Below are 23711 nucleotides of genomic sequence, written 5' to 3' on the forward strand. Positions count from 1 at the left end.
CGAATGCGTTGCATTCGCAAACATGCCCATGCGACCAGCTCTAATGGGGGACCAGCAGATGGACTACCGAGGCATTCCGACGGACCGTTTCACCATAATCCCGCGCAAAAGCGGCCGGCTCACGGGCGTCTGCGCCTGGGCGCTGATGGTCGTGGCGCTGTCCGGCCACGGGGCGGCGGCCCAGCCCGATCCGGCTGTCCAACCGTCTCCCAAGCCGGTGCAATCAGGACAGGTCCGCGCGGAACAGGCCCCTGAAAAAGCCCAGGCGGATGTCCGCGACTTCGACATCCCGGCCCAGCCGCTGGCCGAGGCGTTGATCCTGTTCGGCCGTCAGGCGGGATTGCAGGCGACCGCCGACGCGCCCCTGGTCGCGGGCCTGACCAGTCGTTCGGTTAAGGGAGAAATGACCTGGCGTCAGGCATTGAACGCCATGCTCCAGGGCACGGGCATCACCTTCCGCATGAACGGCGATATGGTGGCGTTGGAGAAACCGGATGCCGGCGGTAGCCGTATAATCTTGGGCACGGTTTCGGTGGAGGGCCGGGGTGGGGCTGTCTCGCCCACGCAAGATCCGGCACAGGGATACAAGGCGGATTTCGCATCGACTGCAACGCGCGTGTCCGTGCCTATCCAGGAAACGCCGTCGTCGATCAATGTCATCACTGAAGATTTGATGAAAGATACGTTTTCACGGTCGCAAGGCGATGCCTTGGAGAGCGTCAGTGGCGTGACGCGAGGCAATCGGCGGTTGGGGAGATCTGAAGACATCGTCATGCGCGGCTTCCGGTATCAATCGGGCGAGACCGTGGGGGCGGTCAAAAGCAACGGCCTGTCCGGGACCAGCCGGTTCGCGCCAGACCCGGCACTCGTCGTACGTTATGAAGTCCTCAAGGGCCCGGCGTCGATCGCCGGTGGAGCGTCGCAGCCGGGCGGCGTCATCAATCGCATCACCAAACGGCCGACGGCCGACGATCTGGCCGAGTTGAGCTTCGAAGGCGGCGCGTTCGATCTGAAGCGTGGCGTCGCTGATCTGGGTGGCACCTTGATAGACGACGACACTCTGCGGGCCCGCATAATCATGGCGGCCGAAGAAGGCGGCGAATACATCGACGAGGTCGATGCCCGTCAGTTCACGTTCTCTCCCTCGCTTGAGGTCGATACTTTCGATGGGTCCGGAAAACTGTTCCTGACGTCCTATTATCAGCGGTTCGACGGCTCCAGTTATTCGGGCGGACCGCTTCTTGCCGACGGTGGCATTCCGGGCAACGCGCCGAGCGTGAACCTCGGCTGTCTGGACAAGGACACCTGCGGGGCGTTCACCGACGTTGTCGAAAAGAACGCCGAGTTCCACTACGACCATGCCTTTCGGGACGATCTCAGCGTATCGGTGAAAGGCCGCTATCTGAAATCAAACATCACTAGTCTGAACCTGACGCCTTTCGGCAACACCAACAATTCGACGACGATCTGGGCCGGTTATTCCAGGCAGAATGCCGAAACGATGGCCACCGAGGCCACCGTGAAAAAGGCCGTCCGAGCGTTCGGACGGACCCATGAATTCGTCGGCGGTTTCGACCTGCTGTCGACGCGAACGACCAACGGCACCAACTGGAAATCTCTCGGCGCGCAAAGCATCCTCAACCCGACGACGTTCTATTCGGCGTCGCGCGCCGATTTCGGCGACCTGACGAACAACGAGACGGAACTCGAACAACAAGCGATCTTCGGCCAAGCCGTGCTCCGCCCTCTCGACCGGGTGACGGTCGTTCTCGGTGGACGACACGACTGGGCGGACGTCAGCCACATCACGTCGACGGCGCATAACGGGGACGACCTCGCGGAATGGACGATGCGCGCCGGAACTTCGGTCAAGGTCATGGACGGGGTGAACGTTTATGGCGGTTATCAGCAATCCTTCGTGCCTAATGCGACGGATGTGGACCTGAGCGAAAACCTGTTGCCGTCGGAAACTGCGCAAAACTACGAAATCGGCGCGAAGTTCGACTTTATGGACGGTCGGATGTCGCTGACGTCGGCGCTGTTCCGGACATACCGACAGAATGTCTCGACTCCAGATCCCGACGCGCCAACCGGGTCCAGCGCCAAGATCGCCACCGGTGAGCAGCGCCACCAAGGGGTCGAATTCGACCTGACAGGCGAAGTCACCCCGGGCTTGCGCCTGAATGCGAACTTCTCCTGGGCGGACATCGAGATCACGAAGAGCAACACGGCCGGTGAGAAAGGTAACGCGCCGTTTCGCACACCGCTTAGTTATTACGGCCGTGTCTTCGCCACATATCAGTTCCAATCGGGCCCCATGGAAGGTTTTGGGTTCGGTGGCGGGGTTTACTTCCATAGCGGCTATAACCTGGATGCGCTGGGAGGTGCCGAGAGCGCCGCCTACCAACGTTTCGACCTTGTTGGGTTTTATCGCGGGTTGGAAAACGTTGAATTCCAAGTCAATGTACGAAACCTGACGAACAATACCTATCTGGAGGCGCCGGGGAACGCCAGTTCCTACAACCAGTTCGGGGCACCTTTAGGGGTCTTTGTCGGCTTGAACGTCCGGCTTTGAGGTCGCGGAGGGCAGAGATTTCTCAACAACACTGCGTCCTGGATGGCTTGGTGTGCCGATAAGTCGCGTGCAGGCTCTTGACGGCATTCTGAAAACGGGGACGATGGGGCCGGGCAAAATCAAGCCCGCAAGAAACGCCAGCCCGCAGGAAACACCATGACCGATCTGGAATTCGCGGCCCGCATGGACCGCATCGAAACCTCGCCCTCCGCCGTGATGACGCAGCGCGCCCGCGAAATGAAGGAAGCGGGGCGGGACATCATCTCTCTGTCCTCGGGCCAGCCCGATTTTCCGACCCCCGACCACGTGATGGAAGCGGCGATCCGGGCCATGCGCGAGGGGCAGACGACCTATACCCCCATCGCCGGGACCAACGCGCTGAAGGACGCCATCATCGCCAAGTTCAAGCGCGAGAACGGCCTGGACTACACGCGCGACCACATCATCGTCGGCAACGGCGCCAAGCAGGTGATCTTCAACGCCTTTACCGCCGGGACCGACGACGGGGACGAGGTCATCCTGCCGGCGCCCTACTACGTGGCCTATATCGACATGATCAAGTTCGTGGGCGGTGTGCCGGTCATCGTGCCCTGCGCGGAAGACCAGGATTTCAAGCTGACGCCGGACCAGTTGCGGGGGGCGATCACGCCGAAGACGCGCTGGCTGCTCCTCAACTCGCCCAACAACCCGACGGGGGCGGTCTATGAAGAGGCCGATCTGCGCGCCCTTGCCGATGTGCTGCTGGAATATCCCCGCGTCGGCATCATCGCCGACGACATCTACGAGCATATCGCCTTCGACGGGTTGAAGTTCGCGACCATCGCCAAGGTGGAGCCCAAGTTGTTCGACCGCACGGTGACCGTCAACGGCGTGTCCAAGGCCTTTGCCATGACCGGCTGGCGCATCGGCTATGCCGGGGCCCATCCGTCCCTGGTCAAGCAGATGATCAAGCTGCAGTCCCTGGTCACCGTGGGCGCGGCCTCGGTCAGTCAGGCTGCCGCCGTGGAAGCCCTCAACGGGCCGCAGGACTATGTCGCCGAACGCTCCAAATCCTTCGAGGAGCGCCGCGATCTGGTCGTTTCCATGCTTAACCAGGCGTCGGGCATTTCCTGCCCCGTGCCCAAGGGCGCGTTCTACGTCTATCCCAACTGCGCCGGGGTGATCGGCAAGACCACGCCGTCGGGTCAGGTCATCGAAAACGATCGGGATTTCGTCATGTATCTGCTGGAATCGGAAGGGGTTGCCACGGTCCACGGCGGGGCCTACGGGGTGTCGCCTTATTTCCGCATTTCCTACGCGGCGGCGATCGAGGAACTGACCCAGGCCTGCGAGCGCATCCAGCGCGCCTGCGCGGCGTTGCGGTAGGGGGGCTTCGTCCGTTAGGCTCTGCCCATGCGCGACGTAACCCTGACCTTCGACAATGGGCCCGAACCCGACGTGACGCCGGGGGTGCTCGATGTGCTGGCGCGGACCGGTGTGCCCGCCAGTTTCTTCGTTCTGGGCCACAAGATCGCCGACCCGGCCCGGCGCAAGCTGGCCGAGCGCGCGGCGGCCGAGGGGCACTGGATCGCCAATCATACCTATAGCCACGAAACCCCTTTGGGGAAGCTGCCGGGCCTCGACGTGCCCGAGGCCGAGATCGGCCGCACCCAAGCCCTGATCGGCGACCTTGCCCATCCCGACAAGTTCTTCCGACCGTTCGGCGGCGGCGGGGCGCTCGGCCCGCATCTGTTGAGCCGCCCGGTCGCGGACTATCTGATCGACGGCCGCTATACCTGCGTGCTGTGGAACGTCATCCCCCGCGACTGGGCGGAGCCGGAAATATGGGTCGAAACGGCGCTGGAGATCATTTCTCCACTTGACCACGCATTGATTGTGGTTCACGACCTGCCCACGGGCGCCATGGCGCATCTGGAGCGCTTCATCGGCCGCGTTCGGGACGCGGGCGGCGCCTTCCGCCAGGACTTTCCAGAGAATTGCGTGCCGCTCCGCCGGGGGCGGATTACGGGCGATTTCGGCGCCTGCGTCACCGAGACGGCCGGTGCCGCCTGAGCCGCAGACCCGGTCGACACGGGACCAGCACACAAAATTGAACCCCGGCGGCATCCCCAAGGAATGCCGCCCATTTGCAAAGTGAAAGAGACGGACATGCCGACCAAAAGTGCGACGAATGAAGCCAAGGCGAAACTTGTCGTGCGCCATGCACGGGCAGCCGACGTGTCGGCGGTCCAGAAGCTGTATAAGAAGGTCTATCCCGGCATGTCCGCCTATTCGACGGACCAGCTGCGCGGCCAGATCAACAATTTCCCGCAAGGCCAGTTCGTCGCCACCTACGAGGACGAGATCGTCGGCTATTGCGCCACCTTCCGCATTGCCGAGGCGATCGCCTTCGCTGCCCATACCTGGTGGCAGATCACCGGCAACGGCTTCGCCTCGCGCCACGATCCGGCCGGGGATTGGCTGTACGGCATGGAGGTCTTCGTCGATCCCGAGTTCCGGGGGCTGCGCATCGGGCAGCGGCTGTATGCGGCGCGCAAGGCGCTGGCGACGGAACTGCATCTGAAGGGAATCGTGTTCGGCGGCCGTATCCCGGGCTATGCCCGGCGGTCCAAGAAGATCGGCTCGCCCCGCGCCTATGTGGACGCGGTGGCGGCCAAGAACCTTCGGGATTCCGTGCTCGGATTCCAGCTTCGCAACGGGTTCGAAATTTATGGTGTGCTGGAAAACTATCTGCCGTCGGATAAGGAATCCGGCGGCCATGCGGCGCATCTGGTGTGGCGCGACCCGAAATACATCGCGCCCGAACCGGTATCGTCGCGCCCAAGCAACCGTTCCGTCGACACGGTCCGCGTCAGCCTGGTTCAGTATCAGCAGCGGCGGGTCAAATCGTTCGAGGAATTCGCCGCCCAGGTGGAATACTTCGTCGATGTGGTCGCCGACTATAAATCCGATTTCGTGGTGTTCCCCGAACTGTTCACCCTGCAATTGCTGTCGATCGAGAACGAACAGATTCCGGCGTCGGAAGCCATTGCCCATCTGACCCGCTATACCGAGCCCCTGAAGGAGCTCTTGAGCGGCCTCGCCGTCAGCTACAACATCAACATCATCGGCGGGTCGCACCCCTCGCGCGAAGAAAACGGCGATATTCGGAACACCTGTTACGTCTGCCTGCGCGACGGCTCCATCCATCGTCAGGACAAGATCCACCCGACGCCCAACGAACGCTACTGGTGGCATATCCAGGGCGGGACGGAGGTCTCGACCATCATGACCGACTGCGGGCCGATCGGCGTCAACATCTGCTACGATTCAGAATTTCCGGAACTGTCCCGCCATCTGGTCGACCAGGGGGCGCAGATTCTGTTCGTGCCGTTCTGCACGGACGAGCGGCAAAGCTACATGCGCGTGCGCTACTGTGGGCAGGCGCGGGCCGTGGAAAACCAGATGTTCGTGGTGCTGGCCGGCAACGTCGGCAACCTGCCCAATGTCGACAACATGGACATCCAATACGCACAAAGCTGCATCCTGACGCCCTGCGACGTCGCCTTCGCCCGTGACGGCATCGCCGCCGACACGACGCCCAACGTGGAAATGGTCGCCTTCGCCGATTTGCGGCTGGACAACCTGAAGACCGCGCGCCATTCCGGCACGGTGCAGAATTTGAAGGACCGGCGTTTTGATCTTTACCGCATCGATTGGCGGGGCGATCACGACTAGGGGCGGTGGCGTTCCGCCTCAGGCGGCGATGCGGCGCCCGAAGCGGTCTTGCACAAAGGCCGTGATTTCGTCGAACCGGCAGCCGGCGCGGACCACCGTGTAATCACGGAAATCGATGATGGTCGACGACAACCCCTGGTCGTTGGCGTCGCGGCAGCGTCCGTGGTCGATCACGATGTCGGCGGCGGCCACCACCTCGGGCTCGATCTCGGCGACCGTGTATTTGGAGCCCGACAGCGACTGATTCGCGCTGGAGCCGAACACCGGTGTGCTGCGGCTGTGGCTCAGTGCGGCCAGGGCGTTGTGCAGCGGCCCCGCGTTCAGCAGCATGTCCATGGTCGGCCCCTTGGTCGAGGTTTCCAGCACAAAGGGTTCGACGCTGTTCAGCAGCGGATGATCCCGCCGGTAGTCCGCGACGATGGAAAACGGCAGGTCGGCGTCTTCGATCAGGGCCTGGCGGATGGCCTGGGCCTCGTCGTCCAGCACGTGCAGATCGGCCGAGGCCGCCGCCCCCCCGAACATCCCCGACGGCTTCTCGAAACTGCGGCGCTTGACCTCGAAGATGCGGCGGATGGCGTCCTCCGTCCGGCCCAGGATGGCATAGGCGACGTTCAGCGGAATGATCGCGATGCCGCCGCGGTCAAGCACATCCATGACGTCGCGGGCTTCCTGTTCGACATCATGGCCGATGGGGTTGTCGGTGGTGGGGGTGGTCGTGGGCATGATCAGGGGCTCGCATGGTCTGGGGTGGACGGGGCGCCAGTCGATCATGCCGGGGATGATGGGACAAATAGAAATATGTGAACGATATATCGGGAAATGAGATCGGGAGGGGAGGTGATCCTAAATGATGGTTCAGGCCTTAAAGCAATTTTCGCGGTGCCAGCTAAGAAAGCGAGGATGCGGCCTATCTGCGGGCCGTAGCGGCGGAGTGGCTTGACCTGTTTTGTTAATGAAGGACTTCACACTGTCGATATCGTTGACCTGTCGGGAAATAAGAATTTCTAAGTCGTCCGTTAGACTGATCAACCCACGGTCAAACATCCAATGCGCGGTGCCTGACAGGGCGATTCCATTGTTGATGATGTCGGGGCCGTCATACTGCACTGGCCGAATGTGCGCCGCGTCGACCTCGGCCCGTCCCCCACCGTTGATGAACTTAAAACCTGTGATCGCACAGCGCGCATCGTAGGCGCGCAGTACGATCTGCCGGAATGTTCTGTCGCGCACAATGCGGCTTGTTAGTTGTTGGAAGCGCTCCCTTTCCGATTCGCCAGTGTAGAGTGTTTGCGCTTCAGCTAATCCGGGTGCGGTCTGTTCTGTCCCAAGGCGTGGCAGGATTTGATCGTTCTGATCTAACCCGTATTCAATGATGCGTAAAAAATCTGCCGGTGAGATCGGCCTGACAGCGGATTGGGTTCGGCCCGATAAGCGGCCATGTTCGTTGAGCAAACCGCGTTCGATTGGGCCGCTGTTATCGCTAAACGGAACCGGGCGGGCGAAGTCGAGGTAGCTTCCCGGCTCGATCACAGCGAGGAACATGTCAGGGGCTTTTGGGTCTGGAATGATCTCTTGAAGGCGTGCAATCGCGAAATAGCCGCGCGTATTGCTCAGCCGGACTGTCGTCGTAGATAGAATCCGGACGCAACATGAAGACGCAATAGCCCATTCCTTGAACCTAGCTGACGTCCGCAATTCTGCCAATGGATGGTCTACAGGCCGTCGGGTTGTTATTTTGCGGGGGTCAAATTTATATTCCTGACAGGGAATTTCCGTAGGGAGTTCAGGGAGGCATCCTACACGCGGATGCCCGTCGGTTCGTCCGGCAGCCGGTCGTTCCACAGCGTATCGTCGTAATACTTGTTGAGTTTGATTGTTGTATTCGGATCAATGAGGACGCCGGGGCCGAGCCCCCGTCGCTTGCTTCCTCCTGCCTGCGACCAGCGGCAGGCATCCAGGCCGAAACGCCGTTTCCCAAGAGCTGTGACCTTGCTCAGGCTGCGGACGATCTGCTCGGCAAGGCGTTTCAGATCGTCGTTCAGGCAGGGGAAGCAGACGGAAATATTACCTTCCGCCATCAGCGGCGGATCGAACGCCCATTTCTTGGTCGGATCGGGCCATTCCCAGGCGGATCGATGAAAATATCCATAGATTGCCGAACCGATGATGGGATAGTCGAAATCGAAATTTCGTGCCCATTCCGCCAACTGGTGCGGCTCGGGGATCGTGAGATACACCTGCCATTCATTTGACGCCGGAATGTTGGGTATCCGGTGCATTTGCGAATTGGCGCGCCCGCCATACTCATAGAATATGATGTCGGGGATGAGCTCGGTTAGCACACGGCTGTAGGCGAGCTCATCCCGCTCCGTCATCACGAAATCCAGCCTTCGAAAGCAAGTGTCGCCGTGTCTCCTGCTCATGCGGCGAGGATACAGGCGTTAGTTGCCTTTGGAACGCTTATTGTACTTTCCCATTTGTACACCTTTGGGAATTAGGATGACGTTAACGTTCTTGCCTGACCGGCGAATTCGGTCGGCGGCATCCAATTCCTTTTGCGTTACCTTCCCTGTCTTTGGGTCCACGTCGACAGTTTGGAAGTGAACCCATTTACCGGATGGGGTCTTAAAGGAGAGGTCAACGAACGTCCCGCCTGACCGACCATCGCCGCCAAACGTTTTGGTGACGCTAGGAATCCAATATTCGGGGCTAAGTCCGCCTTTTTTTCGGTCGGCCCCACCCCCTTCGTGTGTCCAATCGGGGTGAGTCTTTTCGATCCAGGTCTGGATCCTCTCGATCTCAGCTTTCGTTTGGAAATTGCCGCGGCGATCTTCCACGATCATCCCAGATGTCTGCAGGTCTTCGTCCGGCACGGGAAGGATGAAGATCGTCGACTTGGATGTTTCAGGGATCGGCTGAGAAAGATCGGATAGTTCAATGGGCTTGCTCGGGCTTTCTGTCCGGTCCGGAAGTGGCGTGTCGGGCGGCTCATATCTCGGTGGCGGCGGAAATGCCGGGGCGATATCGGTCCGCTCGGGGGCGGTCTGATTCTGACCCTCTTTCGACACTCGTCCCATCAGCGCGCCGGCCGCGCCTGCGGTCGCGGCGCCGGTTGCCGTTCGGGCCGTTTGTCCAAGCAGCGTCCTTGCCGCGAGGCCAATCAGTGGAGGGATCAAGGTGACCGCCGGTGCCATGGTGACTTGGACGCCCTCAGGGGCGGGACGCCTTGGCCTCACCGAGGCTTCGGCACCCGGGCGTGCCGAGAGACTCGTCAGATGACGGTCCAAGGGAGAAGTGGGGTCGGGGGCGGGGCCGAGCAGGGACGTCGTGCTCGTGTCCTGTCGGTTGCTTGGGAACGCGGGTACCGACGCGTTTTCCAGGGCACTGTTCAAGCGTGCCAGCGTCGGCCCGTCCGGCTTCATGACGCCGTCCTCCGTTAGGCCTTCGGCGCGTTGGAACGATTTCACGGCCTCGATCATGGGCCGGTCCGGGTATGGGTCGAAACCGCCGTCGGGTGTCTCCAGATGGCCCAGGCTGGCCAGGGTCTGCTTGGTGATGAGGGTGTCGGCCAGGTCCATGTCATAGGCCTCGCCGATGGTCTTGTTCAGGCGGAAAGGGGGGCGCATGGGCGTCTCCTCGCGCGCCGACGTCGCGGAGGACCGGCGCGGCGATGCTGAGGCCGCGGCGGCGCTCCGGTGCGACAATCGTCATGCGGGACGGGGAGGGCCGACCGGCGGGCCGGTTGCTGGAATTGTGTGGTTGGGAGTCGGGGCGTTGTCCGCTTGAGGGGTTGCCCCACCATCACGGCGGGACCCGGCGGGCGCTCTATGTTGCGACAATGGCGCGGCCTGCGGTCGATGTCAAGTATTTATTCCTATTCCAAGATGGAAAGTGGGCTCACCATTCCTGCCGATGCCGGTCCGGTGAGCCGATTTCCCGAAAAACTCCGACCAATCGCGCGTGCCCCAGGAAAAACACCTGACTTCCCCTGCCCGGGGCGGTATCCCGGGGTGGTGGCGCCGGTTCGCCTGCATCGGGCGGGCCGCCTGCGGACATTTTACGGAACAGCCTTAACGCATATGAACATGGACGCGATCCCCCACCAGGCCCAGGCCGAAGACCTGCTGCATGCCGTGTTCGGGCTGCAGGCGTTCCGCCCGGGGCAGGCGGAGATCGTCGGGCGGTTGTTGGCGCGGCGGAATGCGCTGGTCGTCATGCCGACGGGGGCGGGCAAGTCGCTGTGCTATCAGATCCCGGCCCTGGTGTTCGATGGCCTGACGGTGGTGATCTCGCCCCTGGTCGCCCTCATGGACGATCAGGTCGCGGCCCTGCGCGCCCTTGGCGTCGATGCCGCCTGCATCCATTCCGGGCGCGAGCGCGACGCCAACGTGGCCGATTGGAAACGGGTGCAGGGCGGGGCCTGCAAGCTGCTCTATCTGTCGCCGGAGCGGCTGATGACCGAGCGCATGATCCGCGCCCTGCAGAAGATCGGCCCCGACATGTTCGTGGTCGACGAGGCCCATTGCATTTCCAAATGGGGCATGAACTTCCGCCCGGAATACGAGGCCTTGTCGCACCTCAAGGACGCCTTTCCCGATGCCGTGTTTTCGGCCTTCACCGCCACCGCCGACGAGGCGACCCGCCGCGACATCGCGGCCAAGCTGTTCGCCGGCCGGGGCGAGATCATCGTCCACGGCTTCGACCGGCCCAACCTGCACCTTGCGGTCGAACCGAAGGCCGATTGGCGGCGTCAGCTGTTGGATTTCATCGGCGCGCGGGCGGGGCAATCGGGCATCGTCTATTGCCTGTCCCGCCGCCTGACGGAAGAGGTCAGTGAATTCCTCAACGACAGCGGCCACCGGGCCCTGCCCTATCACGCGGGCCTGTCGGCCGAGGTGCGCCGCGACAACCAGGAAGTCTTCATGGCCGAGGACGGCGTGGTCATGGTCGCCACCATCGCTTTCGGCATGGGCATCGACAAGCCGGATATCCGCTATGTCTTTCACCTCAACCTGCCGGGCAGCATGGAAGCCTATTACCAGGAAATCGGCCGCGCCGGGCGCGACGGCGCGGCGGCGGACGTGAAGCTGATCTACGGTCTGGACGATATCCGCATGCGCCGCCAGTTCATCGACCAGGACGGCGAGGACGACGATCATCGGCGGCGCGAACACAAGCGCCTGGATGCCCTGCTCGCCTATTGCGAGGCGACGACCTGCCGGCGGGTGACGCTGCTGTCCTATTTCGACGAGGCAACGGAACCTTGCGGCAATTGCGACATCTGCCTGGACCCGCCGAAACTGATCGACGCGACGCCCCAGGCGCAGATGCTGTTTTCCGCCGCGCTGCGCACGGGCCAGGCCTTCGGGGCGGCCCATCTGATCGACATTCTAAGGGGGGCGGCGACCCAGAAGATCAAGGACCGCGGCCATGACCAATTGCCGACCTACGGCGTCGGCGCGGCCCATGCCAAGGGCTATTGGCAGAGCTTCATCCGCCAGGCCCTGGCGGGGGGGTATCTCTCGGTCGATATCGACGGCTACGGCAGCCTGAAGCTGACCGAACGGGCCGAGGCGGTGGTGAAAGGCGAGGGCGAGTTCCTGATCCGCGAGCCCGCCCCCGGCAAGGCCGCGACGGCGCGCAGTCGCACCGGGCGCGGGGCCGTGCCTGACCTGCCGGCGGAGCTTGCCGGTCTGCTCGCCAATCTGAAGAAGCTGCGCCAGGAACTGGCCAAAGCGCGCGGCGTGCCGGCCTATGTCGTGTTTTCCGACGCGACGCTCCGTGAAATGTGCCTGAGCCGCCCCGCCACCCTGGAACAGATGGCCGACATCAACGGCGTCGGCCCGAAGAAGCTGGAAGAATACGGCCTGATGTTCCTGGAACGCCTGTCCGCCGGGGCGGAAGCCTAGCGCCGAACCATTATAAGGGGCGGCGGGTGCCGGTGGTGGCTTATGTACTGCCGTAGGTCCGCTGTAGGGGGCCTTTCCGCGCCGCGGCTTCGGTGAGGTGCTGGCGCATGTAGTAGGATGCCGCGACGGGGTCGCCCTGACGCAGTAGGCCGATGAGCTCCAGATGGCCGGAAAACTGATCGTAGACCCGTTTGCGGTCGACGCTGGAGCGGATTTCCAGAAGACGGCGCAGGCGGTTTACCCGGACAAGGGCCTGATGGAAGAAGATGTTTCCCGAAAGCTTGATGATCGCCTCGTGGAAATGCAGGCCGACAAGGACCAGACGGTCGGCCGTTTCGGTTTCGACCAGGCCGTCGAGGTAGCGTTCCTGAATGCGCTGCAATTCGTCCAGAACCTTGAAGTCGAGTTCGAAGGTGGGCTCCAGGAGGGCGGCCGGTTCGATCGCCGCGCGGAAGCGGTAGACCTGCTCAAAGGCTTCCGGCGTGTTGACCACGGGCAGGAGGGTCCAGCCGTAGCCCGGTTTGCGTTCGGCCCAGCCTTCATTGGTCGCGCGGAACAGGGTGCTGGTGATTTCCGACCGTTTGACGTCGTAGTGCTGCAACAGGAATTGTTCCGTCACATCCTGGGATATCCGCCCGGCGACCCAGTCGTCGGCCAGGCGGAAATAGAAATCCGATGCGGATGAGGGTTCCTTGAGATCCTTGATCTTGGCCGGAGGCGGGGTGTCCGCGACGGTGTAGCCGCGGTTCGGCCGGTGTTCGGCGATGCCGCTGTCGGCAAGGATCTTCAAGGCCTTCAGAACGGGCGTGCGCGAGACCCGCAAATCGCTGGCCAGCCATTGGGCGTTCAGCTTGTCCCCCGGCATGAATTCGCCGCCGCGAATTTTGCCCAGAATGTCACGGGCAAGCCGGCCGCTGAGTGTTCGTTCGGCCATGCTGTCGGTTCTCCCCCGGTTGTGCGAATGGCGGTTTCAAATACCCGAAATCATCCTGGGTGAACATAAGGGCCGGTCATCAGCACTTTACAAAATGTTTTTCTTGTGATGAATATGCAAAATAACCCTTGGCAGCGCAGGCTGCCAGTGAAAAAGACCAACAAGCCGGGCGACGCAAGACCCGGTTCGGAGGAGCAGACTTGTCCCATCCCAAAGGTGACGGACCGCGCGGTCCGGCGGAGAAAGAGGGCGCGCAGCGGTTCGCCTGCGATCCCCTGCATGCATTCGTAACGGATGTATTCGTTCATCACGGTCTGGACCGTGAGGATGCCGGTTATTGCGCCGACGTTCTGATCGCCGCCGACGCCCGCGGGGTTTGGTCCCACGGCGTCGCCCGCGTCGGCATGTATTGTGGTCGGCTTAAGGCCGGTGTCGCCAAGGCCCATCCGGACATCAAGATCGATCATGTCGCCGACGCCGCGGCCCTGGTCGATGGCGACGACGGCCTGGGACTTGTCGTCGCCCGCCGCGCCATGGAAGAGGCCATCGAAATTTCCGGCCGCACCGGCATCGCCATGGTCGGGGTCAAGAACAGCGGCCATTTCGGCATGGCCGCCCATTACACGCAGATGGGCACCGATGCCGGCCGGCTGACGTGGCTGTACACCAACGCGTCACCGGCTCTGCCGCCGTGGGGTGGGCGCAGCCAGTTGTTCGGCACCAACCCGTTTTCCTTCGGCGCGCCGACCAAGGCGGGCGAGGCGCCGTTCCTGATCGATATGGCGATGTCCGTGGTCGCGCGCGGCAAGCTGAAATTCGCGGCCCAGCGCGGCGATCCCATCCCCGAGGGCCTGGCGCTGGATAGAGACGGCCGCCCGACAACCGACGGCATGGCGGCGTTCAACGGCGTCGTGCTGCCGTTCGGCGGGGTCAAGGGGGCGGCGATGTCGTGGATGATGGACGTGGTCGGCGGCGTCTTCACCGGGGCCGGTCATGCGGGCTCCATCGCCAATCCGTTCAAGGAATTGGACCGGCCGCAGAACGTGGGTCATCTGATCGTCGTCGCCCGGGCGGACCTGTTCCAGCCGCTGGAGAATTTCTTCGAGGCCATGACGAAAACCACGAACACGGCCAAGAATTCGCCCCGCGCGGAAGGGGTCAACGAGATCTATGCCCCCGGCGAGATCGAGGCCAACAAGGTTGCGGAATCCGCCCGGCAGGGCGTGCCCCTGTCGCCGGACGTGATCGCCGATCTTCAGGACCTGGGCCGCGCGGCGGACGTCGCCTGGCCGTTCGATGATGCCGGACGGACGGTGGCCGCGGAATGACGCGGCCGACCCGAATGGAACAGGGCTAGGAGACCCCACGATGTTCGCAGCGCCACCAGAGCTCAAAACCGAGGTGTTTGCCCGCCTGCCCGAGAAGTATCGGGTCAAGGATCGGATTTCCGAATGGGCTTTCGGCAAGGAAAACCCCAACCTGCATTCGTTTTTCGAAGGGCCCAGCTTCGATCGTGACGGCAACTTGCTGGTCACCGATATCCCGTTCGGGCGGGTGTTCCGCATCACGCCGGACGGTGAATTCGACCTGGTCGCGGAATACGACGGCGAACCGAATGGCATGGCCATCGACGCCGAAGGACAATTGTTCCTGGCCGACCACAAGAACGGCATCGTCAAGGTCGACCCGCGTACGGGCGACGTCACCTACGTGCTCAAGCGTCTGCGCCGCGAGGGCTTCAAGGGGTTGAATGATCTGGTGTTCGACGCCAAGGGCAACCTGTACTTCAACGACCAGGGGCAGACCGGGATGCAGGATCCGACCGGCAAGGTCTATCGCCTGAACCGGGATGACACGGTCGACTGCCTGATCGATACGGTGCCCAGCCCCAACGGCATGACCTTCAGCCCCGACGGCAAGATCCTCTATGTCGCCGTCACCCGGGCCAATCAGGTCTGGCGCCTGCCGATCCACGGCGACGGCAGTTCGACCAAGGCCAGCATCTTCCTGCATATGCAAGGGGGGCACACGGGCCCCGACGGTATCGCCGCGGACGTCGACGGCAACGTTGTCGTCTGTCAGTGCGGCACGGATTCCGTCTGGTTGTTCAGCAAGTTCGGCGAACCCCTTTACCGGATCCGGTCCTGCGCCGGGCATGACCTGACCAATGCCGCCTATGGCGGGCCGGACAACAAGCGCCTTTACATCACCGAAGCCTCGACGGGCCAGATTTTGGTCGCTGACCTGGACGTTCCCGGCCTGCCGACCTACGCGCAGCAGACGGCGGGGTAAGGCCTTCCGGTCTCCACGACAGCCCGCGGCGGAGCCTTCCCGAGTGCCGCCGCGTGCAGCAAACCAAGTCTCGGGGTTCATTCAGGCATCAAATCTTCAAAGGGAGGATAAGCATGCGTTTCCATAAAACTCTGATCGCCGGTGCCGCGGCCCTGGCGGTCACCGCGAGCGGTCTGGCCACGCCGGTCAAGGCCGACGAAATCGTCATCAGCGCCGTTTCCCCGACCAGTGACGACTACGCCTTCGCCGTGGTCTGGTCGAACCTGCTGATCAAGGCCGGCAGCAAGCACAAGATGACCGTGGTCGACAACGGCACGGCCGGCGGCGTGCGCAAGCTGGCCCAAGGCAAGGTCGACATCGCCATGATCGGCGCGCCGCATTTCAAGGATGCGACCCAGAAGGCCGGCAAATTCAAGAAGGACCCGGACGCCCTGGTCGCCAAGTACAAGAAGATGAAGGCCCTGTTCGCCCTTCAGACGGCGGCCGCGCAATATGTCTTCAAGGCCGATCAGAACGTGAAGACCTTCTCTGACTTCAAGGGCAAGAAATTCTCCATCGGCCGTCCCGGCGGCAACGGCGGCCGCGTGACCCAGACCATGCTGAAGGTCCACGGCATCGACATGGAAAAGGAAACGGGCGGCGTCTACATGAAGTACGCACCGGCGCTCGACCAGATGGCCAACGGCTCCATGGACGGCGCCTTCGTGTTCGGCGGCATTCCGCACGCCGCCATCGACAACGCGTCCCGCAAGATGGAACTGAAATTCGCCTCGCCCGAACCGGAGAAGATGGCCGAGTTCCGTAAATCCATCACCAACGGCGAATTCTATGTGCTGAAGCATATCCCCGCCGAAACCATCGAGAAGGCCTATGAGGGCCGGGTCAAGGCGAACGGCGACCAGTATTTCTGGGCTTTTCCCTTCATGTGGGTGGTCCACGACACCATGCCGGAAGAGGTCGCCTACGATCTGACCAAGACCGTTTGGGAAAACGTCGCCGAGGTCAACAAGACCAGCCTGGCGCTGTCACTGATCAAGCGTGAAGTGGCGATCGAAGGCCTGTCGGTGGACCTGCACCCCGGTGCGGCGAAATACTTCAAGGAAATCGGTCTTCTGAAGTAAGACCGACGCGTAATTGGTAGGGCGGGCGAGAGTTTCATGGACAAATCGGTGAACCTGAAAAACCTATTCACGAATGCCTTGGGCGTGCCGGCGGATGCCGGCCCCGTCAAACGCCTGATGCATGTCCTTGGCGCTCTCGCCTGTTCGGCCATTACGGTCTTCATTCTCTACACCACGGCTTTCGGCCAACTGCCGGGGCCGGCGCAATACGCCGTCGTCCTGACCCTGGGGATGACCGCGATCTATTGTTTCTACCCCGGCCCGTCGCAGCAAGTGAACGCGGGATTGGACAGCCTGTTGTCCGTCCTGCTGGTCATCCTGACCGTGGCCAGCGGTCTTTATTACCTGGACCAGTACCAGGAGATCGCTTCTCTGCGGGAAGGCATCCCGACACCCTGGGATCTGACCTGCTACGCCGTCGGCGTGTTTTGCGTGCTCGAAGCGGCGCGCCGGGTCGAAGGCTGGATTTTGATCGGTGTCGTCGCCGCCGCGTTCATCTACATGACCCACGGCGAATACATGCCGGGGCTTCTGCAGCACCGGCCGTTCTGGATTTCCGAGGTCCTGGAATATTCCTACAGTTATCAGGGCATTTTCGGCATCGCGCTCGGCGCCGTCGTCGACGTGGTTTTCGTCTTCGTCATTCTGGGCGTTGCGCTGCGGGTGTCCGGGGCCGGAGACTTCTTCAATTTCATGGCCATGCGCCTGACGCGCGGGCGCAAGTCCGGCCCGGCGCAATGCGCGATCATCGCCTCGGCGATGTTCGGCTCGATCAACGGCTCGGCCCCGGCCAACGTGTCAGCGACGGGGGTGCTGACGATCCCGATGATGCGGCGTGCCGGGTACCGCATGGAATTCGCCGGCGGGGTCGAGGCCAGCGCCTCCTGCGTCGGCCAGATCATGCCGCCGATCATGGGCGTCGGCGCCTTCATCATGTCGGAAATCACCGGCATTCCTTATTCCAAGATCATGCTGGCGGCGCTGGTGCCCGCCTTCCTGTTCATCATCTCGCTGATGATCGCCGTCGCTCTGCAGGCGGAAAAGCACGGCATCGAAAGCCAGGACGAAGAAACCGACACGGCAATGACGCCCGCGCGAAGGGCGCAGGCGGTGACTCTGGTGGCCGGGTTCGCGACCTTGATCGCCCTTTTGTTTCTCGGGTTCTCGCCGACCTTCTGTGGCCTTGCCGCGACCGGCGTGGTGCTGGCCGTGGCGCAGTTGTTCGCGGATACGCGTCTGGACCTTGGTAAGGCCGTTACCTTCATCGTCGACGGCGGGCGCGACGGCATCGCGGTGATGATCGCCTGCGCCGCCATCGGCATCGTCATCGCATCGTTCACTAGCACCGGTTTGGGGATCAAGCTGAACCAGATGATCGTCGCGGTGGGGGGGGACAGCCTGCTGGTCGCGTTGGTCCTGGCGGCGACCTGCTCGATCATCCTGGGGATGGGGTTGCCGACAGCGGCATCCTACCTGATGGTCGTGTTCGTTGCCGGGCCGGCGATCATGAACCTGGGCGTCGAGACGCTGCAGACCCATCTGTTCGTGTTCTACTACGCGGTGTTGTCGGCGATCACGCCGCCGGTGGCGTTGGCCGTGTTCGCCGCCGCAGCGATTGCGAAAGTCAGTCCGTTGAAGTTGGCGGCGCGGGCACTTCGCCTTTCCCTGGTCGCCTTCGTGCTGCCCATCGTCTGGGTCTACCATCCGGAAATCAACCTGCAGGACCTGAACGCGGAAACCTGGCTGCCGACGACCGCCTATATTCTGGCGCTGTTACTGGCGGTGATTGCCGCGACGGCGGGGCAGATCGGGTATTTCAAGGTTAGGCTCGGCTATATCGAGCGTGGGTTGATGTTGGCGGGGGCGGCGGCCATCGTCGCGCACGAAACCCCGGTGATTCTCACGGGTGTCGTGGCTGTCACGGCGTTGCTGGGATTCGCCTGGTTGCGTGGCGCCCGGGCGGCGTCCTGAAGCGCCCTGCCTTACCGGGGATTTAAACCCGCAAACATCAGCGCTGTTGACGTCATCGCGGCGTCTGGGCGCTAGCGCCACACGGCGGCAAATCCGGCAAGGCCCGTCTAGGTCGCCGTTCAGCCCCTTTGAAGTCGATTTCCAGTTCGCCTTGGCGCTGCGTGCCGGCCAGCATCGCGTTTCCAGCACAATCCAGCCACCTCTTGAGGCTTTGGCCTTTGCAATGCTGGGCGGGCGTGTGTGGGCAGATCAGATAACCAAGTGCCCCTTTGTAATTAAAAGGGGGCTTTGGCGGTGGAAACAGTCCCAAGCGAACTGGTCTCGGGCCGCTCCTTAGTTTGATATCCCTGATCTATAGGGAAAATACAGGGAATTTTTCTGGAGATCGCCCATTGCGGTCAAACTGGCTCCCCAGAGATGGCAGGAGACCTGCGGTAGCAAGAGAAATTCCCTAAAAACGATAACAGTGAAAATTCCTGTTTCACCAGGGAAGCCGCCAGCAGGATCAGGTGTCCAATTTCATCAGTCAATGTCGGTAAAATAACTGAAAGCTGACGAACCAAATTTCGAATTTGATTATCCGCTTTTGACCCGGAGCGGACATCGCATTCTTGCGTCTAGATCCTCTCCTTGGCCAACCGAACGCCTTTCACCGCCGCATAGACGGCTGGAATGACCACCAGGGTAAGGAGCGTCGAGGACACCATGCCGCCGATCATCGGCACGGCGATGCGCTGCATGACCTCGGAGCCGGTGCCGTCGCTCCACAGGATCGGCAGCAGGCCGGCCATGATGGCAACCACGGTCATCATCTTGGGCCGGACCCTCTCGACAGCACCTTCCATGATGGCGTCATAGAGGTCGGCCCTCGTCAGCGGCCGACCCTCGACTTCTGCAACCTTGCGGTGGGCCGCTAGCGCGTGATCCAGGTAGATCAGCATGATGACGCCTGTTTCCGCCGCGACACCGGCCAATGCGATAAAGCCGACGGCTACGGCGACGGACAGGTTGAAACCCATCCACCACATGAGCCATAGCCCACCCACAAGGGCAAAGGGCAACGACAGCATGACGATCAAGGTCTCCGTCATGCGCCGGAAGTTCATGTAGAGCAGTAGCACGATGATGAGCAGGGTCAGCGGCACGACGATGGCGAGGCGCTTCTTGGCCCGCTCGTAGTATTCGAACTGGCCGCTCCACACGGCGTAGTACCCGGCCGGGAAGCTGACCCTCTCGGCCACTGCTTTCCGGGCGTCGGCAACATAGCCGCCTAGATCACGTTCACGGGCATCGACGTAGATGTACGCGGCCAGTTGAGCGTTCTCCGTGCGGATCGAGCCGGGCCCCCGGTTGAGCTTTACTTGGGCAACCTGGCCGAGCGGCACGGAGGCACCATTTTTCAACGGCACCAGAACTTCCCGCGCGATGGCCTGCGGGTCGGAACGCAGGTCACGGGGATAGCGGACGGACACGGCGTATCGCTCCCGGCCTTCAACCGTCGTGGTCACCGTCTGGGCGCCCAGCGCAGAGGCGACGACCTGCTGCACGTCACCGATCATCAGGCCATAGCGCGCCAGCTCGCCTCGGTCCGGCACGATATCCATGTAGTATCCGCCGATGATGCGCTCGGCAAAGGCGCTCGACGTGCCGGGAACCGTCTTGATCGCCGCCTCGATCTCCCGCGCCAGGCGCTCGATCACCGCCAAGTCCTGGCCGATCACCTTGACTCCGACGGGCGTGCGAATGCCGGTCGCCAACATGTCGATGCGTGCCTTGATGGGCATGGTCCAGGCGTTGGACACGCCGGGGAACTGTAGAGCCTGGTCCATTTCCTGGATCAGCTTGTCGGAAGTCATGCCGGACCGCCATTCCGACTTTGGCTTCAGGTTGATGACCGTCTCGAACATCTCCGTCGGCGCCGGGTCGGTAGCCGTCGCGGCGCGGCCGGCCTTGCCGAACACGCTGGCGACCTCCGGGAAGGTTTTGATGATGCGATTCTGGAGTTGGAGAAGCTCCGCCGACTTGGTGATCGACAGGCCCGGGAGGGTCGTCGGCATGTACATGATGGTGCCTTCGTCCAGGTTGGGCATGAACTCGGTTCCCAGCTTGGCAGCCGGCCAGTAACTTGCAGCGAGCGCGGCGACCGCGACGGCGATGGTCAGCGTCTTGGCCCTCAGGACAAGGCGGATGACCGGCCGATAAAGCCAGATCAGCAGGCGGTTCAACGGGTTCTTCTTTTCCGGAATGATCCGGCCACGAATGAACAGGATCATCAGTGCGGGCACCACGGTGACCGACAACAGCGCCCCCGCTGCCATGGCGAAGGTCTTGGTCCAGGCCAGCGGTTTGAACAACAGGCCTTCCTGCGCCTCGAGCGCGAAAATGGGCAAGAACGACACGGTGATGATGAGGAGGGAGAAGAACAGCGACGGCCCGACTTCCGATGCCGCCTCGATCATAATCTCCCGTCTGGGTTTGTCCGGTGCGGCGCGCTCCAGATGCTTGTGGGCGTTGTCGATCATCACGATGGCGGCGTCGACCATGGCGCCGATGGCGATGGCGATACCGCCCAGGCTCATGATGTTCGACGAGATGCCCAGCAACCACATGCATATGTAGGCGATCAGGATGCCGAGGGGCAGGGTGACGATGGCGACCAGGGCACTGCGGACATGCAACAGAAAGACGATGCAGACCAGGGCGACGATGATGCTCTCCTCGATCAATGTCGTCTTCAGGGTCTCGATGGCGCTATGGATCAGGTTGGACCGGTCGTAGACCGGCACGATCTCCGTACCTTCGGGTAGGCTGCCGGCGATCTCGGCCAGGCGGTCCTTGACGCTGGCGATGACCGACAGCGCGTTCTGGCCATACCGCTGAACGGCGATACCGGAGACCACCTCGCCCTCGCCGTTCAGTTCCGTGATCCCGCGCCGCTCATCGGGCGCCAGTTCCACACGGGCAATGTCGCGTAGCAGGACCGGCGCACCGGCCTCGGCCTTGAGGACGATCATCTCCAGGTCATCGATGCCGCGCAGATACCCCCGGCCCCGGACCATGAACTCCGTCTCCGCCATCTCGACCACACGGCCACCCACGTCCATGTTCGATTGCCGAATGGCCTCGCGCACGGTATCCAGCGACAGGTTAAAGGCCCGCAGGCGGCGGGGATTAACCACGACGGAGTACTGCTTGACGAAGCCGCCGACGCTCGCCACCTCGGCGATGCCTTCGGCTTTGGCAACCGCGAAGCGGACCTGCCAGTCTTGCGTCGTGCGCAGTTCCGCCAGACTGCGTTTGGCCGCCATCACCGCGTACTGGTAGACCCAGCCAACGCCCGTGGCATCTGGTCCCAGTGTCGGCACGACTCCCGCCGGCAAAGTGCGGGTGGCCGCAGACAGGTACTCCAGCACGCGGGATCGGGCCCAGTAGATGTCGGTCCCTTCCTCGAATATGACGTAGACGAAGGACACGCCAAAGAAGGAGAAGCCGCGGACCACACGGGACTTTGGAACAGAGAGAAGTGCGGTAGACAGCGGGTAGGTGACTTGGTCCTCGATCACCTGAGGCGCCTGGCCGGTGTACTCGGTGTAAACGATGACCTGCGTGTCGGACAGGTCGGGAATGGCGTCCAACGGCACCTTGGTCACGGCGTACAGGCCGACACCGGTCGCCAGAACGGCCGCCATTAGCATCAGAACCAGGTTGTTGGCCGACCATCGGATCAACTTGGCGATCATGGCTTGTTCTCCGCCGGACTCGCAGGTTCGGTTGCTTTGTCGGGAGCCGGTGCGTCCGCCGTGAAACCTGAGAGCGCCGCCTTCAGGTTGCTTTCGGCATCGATTAAGAAAGTAGCCGCGACGACGACCTGGTCACCCGCAGCGACACCCTCGGTGATCTCGACATAATCATCGGCGCGCAAGCCGATCTTAACCGGGCGCGGCTCGAACCGGCCTTCGCCCAAGTCCAGGATGACGACCTGTCGGTTGCCGCTGTCAATCAAAGCGGAACGGGGCACGGTCAGACGTTCATGCCTATCGCCTCCCGTCTCGATCTCGGCCTCGGCAAACATCTCGTGAAGGATGCGATGCTCGGGGTTGGCGACCTCGATCCGCACCTTGCCGGTCCGCGTGGCCATGTCCAGTTCATGCAAGATGAACGTGACGCGGCCCTCGTACACTTGACCGGGAAGGGCACGGAAGGTGACGCGCGCCCGATCGCCCTCGCGCACATGTCCGATGTCTTGTTCTGCTATGTCGGCAATAACCCATACCGGGTCCAGTCCCGCAATACGCATCGCCTCGTCGCCAGCCTTCATCATCATACCGTTGACGGCCTTCTTCGCCATGGCCACACCGGATACCGGCGACGGCCAGTCGATGGACATGACCGGGTCGCCGGACTTGCGCAAGGCTGCTATGACCTTGGGCGGGATCTGTAGGTTCTCCAGGCGTTGCAGGGCGCCTTTCTCATCGCGCCGCCCCGATGACAGGGCGGACGAGCGATAGTCCACCTGCACCCGCACCATTTCGGGGCTGTAGACGCGAAACAGCGGCTCGCCTTTCTTGATGTGGCGGCCGGTCTCATTGACGTAGAGCGCCTCGATGAAGCTGTCGGCCCGCAGCACGACGGAGTAGAGCGTCCGTTCATCGTGTTTGGCGACGGCAGGGGCACGCACGGGACGGACGAGCCGCCGCAGTTCCACAGGCGCCGAGCGCACACCCGAGGTCTGCACCTTGGCCAAGCTGACCTTGACGGTAGCGCCGCTATCCTCCTCACCCTCGTAGACAGGAATGTAGTCCATGCCCATCCAGTCCTTCTTGGGAACCGGCGAAGTGTCGGGCAACCCCATAGGGTTGCGGTAATAGAGGATCTTCTTCGGCCCACCCTCGGCCGCCATCGGTGGCGCCTTCGGCCCGGCTTCGACGAAGTCCGGCTCCTCGTCGTCGTGGACTGGGATGAAGTCGCGGCCGTCGGCGGACTTCTTGGGCTCGGCCGAATACTCCGGCTGACCATCAGGATGCTTCCAATAAAGCACCCTTCCCGCGGTCACGCCCTCAGCCATGGCAGGCGTCGAGACACTCGGGCTGACAGCCAATTGGCGTGGGTCGGGCCATTCTCCTGCACCTAGGCGATATCCCAACACAAGAACCGCGGGCACAGTCCCAAGCAGAACTAAACATACGAGCGAC

General features: G+C 62.4%; 16 protein-coding genes. 9 read left to right on the forward strand and 7 right to left on the reverse strand.

All coding sequences use genetic code 11. From position 1 onward, the window contains the following. The first annotated feature begins 28 nt into the window (after positions 1 to 28). From KFF05_03700 to KFF05_03715, 4 genes are all read left to right on the forward strand, one after another. Complete coding sequence (locus KFF05_03700) at positions 29 to 2575, forward strand: TonB-dependent siderophore receptor (protein ID UTW52490.1); 2547 nt, start codon at positions 29 to 31, stop codon at positions 2573 to 2575. Positions 2576 to 2731: 156 nt separating this feature from the next. Beyond that, positions 2732 to 3940 carry a pyridoxal phosphate-dependent aminotransferase gene (locus tag KFF05_03705; GenBank protein UTW52491.1) on the forward strand — a complete coding sequence of 403 codons (1209 nt, stop codon included), beginning with the start codon at positions 2732 to 2734 and terminating at the stop codon, positions 3938 to 3940. 27 nt (positions 3941 to 3967) lie between these two features. Beyond that, positions 3968 to 4627 (forward strand): polysaccharide deacetylase family protein, encoded by a 660-nt coding sequence (locus tag KFF05_03710; GenBank protein ID UTW52492.1) that lies wholly within the window; start codon positions 3968 to 3970, stop codon positions 4625 to 4627. 96 nt (positions 4628 to 4723) lie between these two features. Beyond that, complete coding sequence (locus KFF05_03715; protein UTW52493.1) at positions 4724 to 6292, forward strand: GNAT family N-acetyltransferase; 1569 nt, start codon at positions 4724 to 4726, stop codon at positions 6290 to 6292. Between the two features lie 18 nt (positions 6293 to 6310). On the opposite strand, the gene KFF05_03720 is transcribed toward KFF05_03715, so the two are convergent. The 4 genes from KFF05_03720 to KFF05_03735 form a co-directional block, all read right to left on the reverse strand. Next, positions 6311 to 7015 (reverse strand): Sua5/YciO/YrdC/YwlC family protein, encoded by a 705-nt coding sequence (locus tag KFF05_03720; GenBank protein UTW52494.1) that lies wholly within the window; start codon positions 7013 to 7015, stop codon positions 6311 to 6313. A 132-nt stretch (positions 7016 to 7147) separates the two neighbouring features. Beyond that, complete coding sequence (locus KFF05_03725; protein UTW52495.1) at positions 7148 to 7834, reverse strand: HNH endonuclease; 687 nt, start codon at positions 7832 to 7834, stop codon at positions 7148 to 7150. Positions 7835 to 8088: 254 nt separating this feature from the next. Beyond that, positions 8089 to 8667, reverse strand: coding sequence for a hypothetical protein (locus KFF05_03730; GenBank protein UTW52496.1), 579 nt, complete (start codon positions 8665 to 8667; stop codon positions 8089 to 8091). Between the two features lie 66 nt (positions 8668 to 8733). Further along, a complete protein-coding gene (locus KFF05_03735) occupies positions 8734 to 9918 on the reverse strand; it encodes a peptidoglycan-binding protein (protein UTW52497.1) in 1185 nt (394 codons plus the stop codon). A gap of 459 nt (positions 9919 to 10377) precedes the next feature. Here KFF05_03735 and recQ point away from each other — a divergent pair, with 459 nt between their 5' ends. Further along, complete coding sequence (recQ, locus tag KFF05_03740) at positions 10378 to 12201, forward strand: DNA helicase RecQ (protein UTW52498.1); 1824 nt, start codon at positions 10378 to 10380, stop codon at positions 12199 to 12201. Positions 12202 to 12241: 40 nt separating this feature from the next. On the opposite strand, the gene KFF05_03745 is transcribed toward recQ, so the two are convergent. Next, entirely contained in the window at positions 12242 to 13135 is an 894-nt protein-coding gene (locus tag KFF05_03745; GenBank protein ID UTW52499.1) for a GntR family transcriptional regulator, read from the reverse strand. Positions 13136 to 13335: 200 nt separating this feature from the next. On the opposite strand from KFF05_03745, the gene KFF05_03750 reads away from it, so the two are divergent. From KFF05_03750 to KFF05_03765, 4 genes are all read left to right on the forward strand, one after another. Further along, positions 13336 to 14463, forward strand: a complete 1128-nt coding sequence (locus KFF05_03750) for an Ldh family oxidoreductase (GenBank protein UTW52500.1) — start codon at positions 13336 to 13338, stop codon at positions 14461 to 14463. Between the two features lie 40 nt (positions 14464 to 14503). Continuing rightward, positions 14504 to 15427: an SMP-30/gluconolactonase/LRE family protein gene (locus tag KFF05_03755; protein UTW52501.1), complete on the forward strand. Its 924-nt coding sequence runs from the start codon at positions 14504 to 14506 to the stop codon at positions 15425 to 15427. 113 nt (positions 15428 to 15540) lie between these two features. Next, a complete protein-coding gene (locus tag KFF05_03760) occupies positions 15541 to 16548 on the forward strand; it encodes a TAXI family TRAP transporter solute-binding subunit (GenBank protein UTW52502.1) in 1008 nt (335 codons plus the stop codon). Between the two features lie 36 nt (positions 16549 to 16584). Further along, positions 16585 to 18519: a TRAP transporter fused permease subunit gene (locus tag KFF05_03765; GenBank protein ID UTW52503.1), complete on the forward strand. Its 1935-nt coding sequence runs from the start codon at positions 16585 to 16587 to the stop codon at positions 18517 to 18519. A 617-nt stretch (positions 18520 to 19136) separates the two neighbouring features. Here the strand turns inward: KFF05_03765 and KFF05_03770 are convergent. Both KFF05_03770 and KFF05_03775 read right to left on the reverse strand, forming a co-directional pair. Further along, the gene (locus KFF05_03770) at positions 19137 to 22259 is read right to left on the reverse strand and encodes an efflux RND transporter permease subunit (GenBank protein ID UTW52504.1); all 3123 of its coding nucleotides are present in this window, start codon (positions 22257 to 22259) and stop codon (positions 19137 to 19139) included. Beyond that, a complete protein-coding gene (locus KFF05_03775) occupies positions 22256 to 23584 on the reverse strand; it encodes an efflux RND transporter periplasmic adaptor subunit (GenBank protein ID UTW52505.1) in 1329 nt (442 codons plus the stop codon). Before KFF05_03775 ends, KFF05_03770 begins: the two co-directional genes overlap by 4 nt. Positions 23585 to 23711 lie beyond the last annotated feature (127 nt).

The organism is bacterium SCSIO 12827, assembly GCA_024397995.1.
Taxonomy (GTDB): domain Bacteria; phylum Pseudomonadota; class Alphaproteobacteria; order Rhodospirillales; family Casp-alpha2; genus UBA1479.